The organism is Candidatus Methylomirabilota bacterium, assembly GCA_036005065.1.
Classification (GTDB): domain Bacteria; phylum Methylomirabilota; class Methylomirabilia; order Rokubacteriales; family DASRDR01; genus DASYQW01.
This window is the reverse complement of sequence record DASYQW010000112.1, coordinates 1-5,424: the sequence shown is the minus strand read 5'-3', so window position 1 is coordinate 5,424 and position 5,424 is coordinate 1. Positions and strand designations below refer to the sequence as shown.

Sequence of the window (5,424 nt, the reverse complement as noted above, 5' to 3'; positions counted from 1 at the left end):
CGACACCCCCTCCGATTGGACCTCAGCCCTCGGTCTTGTCGAGCAGCTCCTGAAACTCCTTCTGGGCCTGGGCGCAGACCTGGGCCGCCGGGGCGCCTTCGATCGCGCGCTGGATCGCCACGCCGATGATGTCCCGGTACTCGGTCACCGCGACGATCTCCGGCAGCCCCTGACGCCCGTTCTTCAGCGACGCCTGGTATGCCGAGTACCACTCGACCGGCATGCGTCCCTTGCCCTTCACGGCGGGGTCGTCCCACGCCGCGATCCGGCCCACGCCTACGCCGGCCGTCAGCTCCCGGACGGCGTTCGGCTTGTTGGTGGCCCACTGGGCGAAGAGGTACGCAGCCTCCTTGTTGCGGCTCGCGGAGGACACGGCCATGCCCGTGATGTAAATCGGCGCCACGGCGCCGGCGGGGCCCGTCGGCAAGAGGGTGTAGCCAACTTTGCCTGCGACCTTGGACTTCGCCGGGTCCTCGAACTGGCTCGCGAAGTTCACGCCGTCCATGTACATCGCCACCTGGCCCTGGTAAAACGCGGCCGAGGCCTCGTACCAGTTGAAGTTGACGACGCCGGGCGGGCCATACTGGCGGAGCAGGCGCGTGTAGAGGTCCATGGCTAGGACGCTTTCTTTGGAATCCAGCGCCGCCTTGCCGTCCTTGATGTAAGCCCCGCCCATCGGGAACAGGATGCTCGGATACTGGGTCGCGTTGGCATTCTTCAGCCCGCGCAGCACGATGCCGTAGGTGCCGGGTGGCGAGTGCAGCTTCTGCGCCACCTGCTCGAGCTCGGTCAAGGTCTTCGGCGGGGTGAGCCCCTTCTGCGCGAAGACGTCCTTCCGGTAGAAGAGCACGTTCACGTCGACGAAGGCGGGGAGGGCCGAGATGCTGCCGTCCGCCTGCGTCGCCCCGGCCTTGGCGCCGGCCGTGACGTCGTTCCAGTCGAACTCGGGGCTGGTCAGTGTCGGATCCCCGATGAAACGGTTGAGCGGTGTGTACCAGCCGGCCTTGAAGAAGCGTTTCTTCTCGACGTGGAGCGAGGTGAAGAACGCGTCGATCCCGCTCGACCCCCCGGTCATCTCGACGGTGAGCTTTTGGCGCGCCTGGATCTCGGGGAGCGTCTCCCACTTGATCTTCATCCCCGACAGCGACTCGAACTCGCCGATGTTCTTCTCCAGCACGTCGATCCACGGGTGCTTGGTGAGGAGCAGGTACAGCTCCTTGCCCTGGAAGCGCTTCCAGTTGAAACCCTGGGCCCGGGCCGGCGTCCAGACGAATGGCCCGGCGGCCGCGCCGGCGAGGGCGGCGCTGCTCAGGCGCAGGACCGCGCGGCGGGAGAGTCGTGTCGCGTGCCGCATGGCGCTACCCCTCCGTCTTGTTCAAGAGCTCCTGGAAGTCCTTGTGGGCGTCGGCCAGGACCTGGGCCGATGGCGCGCCCTCGATGGCGCGCTGGATCGCCACGCCGATGATGTCCCGGTACTCGGTGACCCCCACGATCTCGGGGAGGCCCGGCTTGCCGATCTTCAGCGACTCGAGGTAAGCGTCGTACCAGTCCTGGGGCATCTTGGGCTTGGCCTTGACCTCCGGGTTGGTCCAGGGCGAGGCGCGGCCGACCCCCACGCCCGCCAGCAGCTCCCGCACCGCGTTCGGCTTGCTCGTCGACCAGACGCAGAAGAGGTAGGCGGCCTCTTTGTTGCGACTCTGGGAGGAGACCGCCATGGCGTTGGTGAACGTGCAGGTGTGGTGGCCGCCCGGCCCCGACGGGAGCACCGCGTACCCGACCTTGCCCGCGATCTTCGACTTGGCCGGGTCCTCGAACTGGTTGGCGAAGTTCACGCCGTCGAAGTAGATGGCGACCTGTCCCTGCATGAAGGCCGACGAGCACTCGTACCAGTTGAAGTTCACCACGCCGGGCGGCCCGTAGCGTCGCAGCATCCCGGCGTACGTGTCCATCGTCTTCGCCCACTCGGGCGTGTTGATGGCCGACTTCCCGTCCTTGGTCAGATAGTCCCCGCCCATCGCGAAGAGCATGTAGGCCCACGGGGTCGCGTTGGCGTTCTTCAGGCCACGGTAGACGATGCCATACATGCCGGGGGGGCCGTGGAGCGCCTTGGCCTGGGTCTCCATCTCGGCCAGCGTCTTCGGGGGCTTCCAGCCCTTCTGGGCGTACAGGTCTTTCCGGTAGAAGAGGACGAAGGGGTCGACGAAGGTCGGGATCCCGCTGATCGTCTTGTCGGGCTGGACCACCGCGGCCTTGGCGCCCGGGACGATGTCGTTCCAGTCGAAGTCCGGCGGGGTCAAGGTCTTGTCCTCGAGGAAGGTGTTGAGCGGGTGGTACCAGCCCGACTTCCAGAACCGCCGCTTCTCGACGTGCATGCTGGAGTGGAAGGCGTCCACGCCGCCCGACCCCCCCGTCATCTCCACGACCAGCTTCTGGCGGCCCTGGACCTCCGGCAGGATCTCGTGCTTCACCTTCATCCCCGACAGGGACTCGAACTCCGGGATGTGCGTCACGATCTCGTCGACCCAGGGGTGCTTGTAGAAGAGCAGGAACAGCTCCTTGCCCTGGAAGCGCTTCCAGTTGAAGCCCTGGGCCCGGGCCGGCGTCCAGACGAAGGGGCCGGTGGCCGCCCCGGCGAGGGCGGCGCCGCCGAGGCGCAGCACGGCGCGTCGCGACCAGCGAGGGGAGTGAACCGAAGTCAGCGCCTGTCGACCGTCGGCCATGCCGTCCTCCTTCGTCTCGAGGCCTTCTGGATGTTTTGACTTGGCAGCGGACCGGGTGGCCTGTAGTCTCATCCAGTCCCCAGGGTGTGTCAAGCCGCACACCACGAAAGGAGTCGGGCCATGACTCGTCCGCCCGCCGAGGTCGGCATGCCGGTCGCCGAGATCGAGACCCCGGCCCTCGTCGTCGACCTCGACGCCTACGAGCGCAACCTGGATCGGATGGCCGCCCACTTCGCCGGGCAGCCGGTCCGGCTCCGCCCGCACGCCAAGACCCACAAGTGCCCGGTGGTGGCCCTCCACCAGGTCGCCCGCGGGGCCGTCGGCGCCTGCTGCCAGAAGGTGGGCGAGGCCGAGGCGATGGTGTACGGCGGCGTGCGGAACGTGCTCGTCACCAACGAGATCGTCGGCGCCCGGAAGATCGCCCGGCTGGTCGGCCTCGTCAAGCAGGCGGAGGTCGCCGTCTGCGTGGACGATGCGGACAACGTGGGGGCGCTGGACGAAGCGGCCCGGGCCTTCGGGGTCCGGCTGCCGGTCCTCGTCGAGATCGACATCGGGATGCGGCGCTGCGGCGTGGAGCCTGGCGAGCCGGCCGTCCGCCTGGCCCGGCACGTCGCGGCGCAGCGGGGCCTCCGGTTCCTCGGCCTCCAGGCCTATCACGGCCGGGCCCAGCACATCCAGGACCTGGGCAAGCGTCGCGAGGTCATGGAAGAGGCCATCGGGCAGGTGCGGGGCACCGTGGAGCTCCTCCAGCGGAGCGGCCTCGCCTGCGAGGTCGTCTCGGGCGCGGGGACCGGGACCTACCAGTTCGAATCGGCCAGCGGCCTCTACACGGAGATCCAGGCCGGGTCCTACGTCTTCATGGACGCGGATTACAAGCGCGTGGCCGGGTTCCCATCCGAGTTCGAGAACGCGCTGTTCGTGCTGGCGACCGTGATGAGCCGGGCGGCGAGGGACCGCGCGGTGGTCGACGCCGGGCTCAAGGCGCTGGCTGTCGATTCCGGCATGCCGCTGGTCCAGGGGAGGCCCGACGTCGAGTACCAGCGGGCCTCGGACGAGCACGGGATCCTGCTGCTGCGGAACCCGAGTGCCACGCCGCGCCTCGGCGACCAGCTCTGGCTGATTCCCGGGCACTGCGACCCGACCATCAACCTCTACGACTGGTACGTGTGCGTCCGCGGTGGGCGGGTGGAGGCGCTGTGGCCGATCACGGCCCGCGGCGCCGTGCTATGAGCGCGAAGACGACCGTCACCGTGGCCGGGCGGCCGGCCGCCTTCCTCGACGCCGGTCGGGGCCGGCCCCTCGTCCTCGTTCACGGCGCCGGCGGCCGGGCCGAGGTCTGGAGCCCGCAGCTCGCCGGGCTCGCCGATGTGGGCCGGGTCCTGGCCGTCGATCTCCCGGGGCACGGGGGGACGGGAGGCCGCGGGTACCGGGACGTCGAGGAGTACGCGGCCTGGCTCCTCGGCTTCCTGGATGCGGTGGGACTCGAGCGCATCGTCCTGGGTGGGCACTCGATGGGCGGCGCCATCGCCCAGACGATCGCGCTGGCGCACCCCGATCGGCTCATCGGGCTAGTCCTGGTCGGGACAGGCGCGCGCCTGCGGGTGCTGCCCCGCATCCTGGAGCTCTTCCGCGAGGATCCGCCCAGCGCGACCCACCTGGTGGCGAGCCTGGCCTACAGTCCGGCGACGGCGCCGGGCGCGGTGACCGAGGCCGAGCGCGCGCTCTGCGAGACGCCCCCGCTGGTGACGCTCGGCGACTTCCTCGCCTGTGACCGCTTCGATGTCATGGCGAAGCTGGCCGCCATGCGGATCCCGACGCTCATCGTCTCAGGGCGGGACGACCGGCTCACCCCGCCGAAGTACGCGGCGTTCCTGGCCGCCACGATCGCCGGGGCTCGGCTCGTCGAGGTGGAGGCGGCCGGGCACTTCCCCCAGCTCGAGCAGCCGCCGGCCGTCAACGCGGCGCTCCGGGCGTTCCTGGGCGCGCTTCCCTAGCCGGCCGGGTCTTGTTATCCTGGCGCCGGAGACCGGCAGCGATGATCGAGGCCCACGGCCTGACCGACCCCGGCCGCAAGCGCAAGCACAACGAGGACACGCTCCGCATCGAGCCGGCCATCGGCCTGGCGGTGGTGGCCGACGGGATGGGCGGACACCAGTCGGGCGAGGTGGCCTCCGCGCTCGCCGTCGAGACGCTCGAGGCGTTCGTCGCCCGGGCCCACCGCGACCGGGACCTCACCTGGCCCTTCGGCGTCGACCCCGCCCGCTCCTTCGAGGCGAACTGCCTCATCACCGCGATCAAGCTGGCCAACCGCTCCGTGTTCCAGACGGCGGCCTCGCGGGACGACCTGACCGGGATGGGGACGACCGTGGTGGCGGTCCTGGCGCGGGACGGCCGCCTGCACTACGCCGGGGTCGGGGACAGTCGCGCCTATCTGGTGCGCGGGGCGACGCTGCGCCAGCTCACCCGCGACGATTCCTGGATCGAGGCGGCGATCGCCCAGCAGCTCATCGACGTCGCGGAGAGCTACGATCATCCCTTCCGCCACGTCCTCACCAAGGCGCTCGGCCTTCAGGAGGACCTCGACTTCGAGGTGAGCGAGGAGGCGCTCCAGGCCGGCGACCGTGTCCTGCTCTGCTCGGACGGCCTGACGACGGCGCTCTCCGACGCCGACGTCCTGGAGATCCTGCGCGCCCACGACAAGGAC

The 5,424-nt window shown here is 69.8% G+C and carries 5 protein-coding genes; 3 read left to right on the top strand and 2 right to left on the bottom strand.

Going from position 1 to position 5,424, the window contains the following annotated elements:
• Nucleotides 1–22: 22 nt before the first annotated feature.
• Both VGW35_08265 and VGW35_08260 read right to left on the bottom strand, forming a co-directional pair.
• Nucleotides 23–1,354 carry a sugar ABC transporter substrate-binding protein gene (locus tag VGW35_08265; GenBank protein ID HEV8307650.1) on the bottom strand — a complete coding sequence of 444 codons (1,332 nt, stop codon included), beginning with the start codon at nt 1,352–1,354 and terminating at the stop codon, nt 23–25.
• Nucleotides 1,355–1,358: 4 nt separating this feature from the next.
• Complete coding sequence (locus VGW35_08260) at nt 1,359–2,720, bottom strand: sugar ABC transporter substrate-binding protein (GenBank protein ID HEV8307649.1); 1,362 nt, start codon at nt 2,718–2,720, stop codon at nt 1,359–1,361.
• A gap of 120 nt (nt 2,721–2,840) precedes the next feature.
• On the opposite strand from VGW35_08260, the gene VGW35_08255 reads away from it, so the two are divergent.
• The 3 genes from VGW35_08255 to VGW35_08245 all read left to right on the top strand — a co-directional run.
• Nucleotides 2,841–3,950, top strand: coding sequence for a DSD1 family PLP-dependent enzyme (locus VGW35_08255; protein ID HEV8307648.1), 1,110 nt, complete (start codon nt 2,841–2,843; stop codon nt 3,948–3,950).
• Complete coding sequence (locus VGW35_08250) at nt 3,947–4,714, top strand: alpha/beta fold hydrolase (protein ID HEV8307647.1); 768 nt, start codon at nt 3,947–3,949, stop codon at nt 4,712–4,714. The genes VGW35_08255 and VGW35_08250 overlap by 4 nt, the downstream gene beginning before the upstream one ends.
• Before the next feature lie 41 nt (nt 4,715–4,755).
• On the top strand, nt 4,756–5,424 hold a 669-nt coding region (locus tag VGW35_08245; protein ID HEV8307646.1), incomplete at its 3' end, for a protein phosphatase 2C domain-containing protein.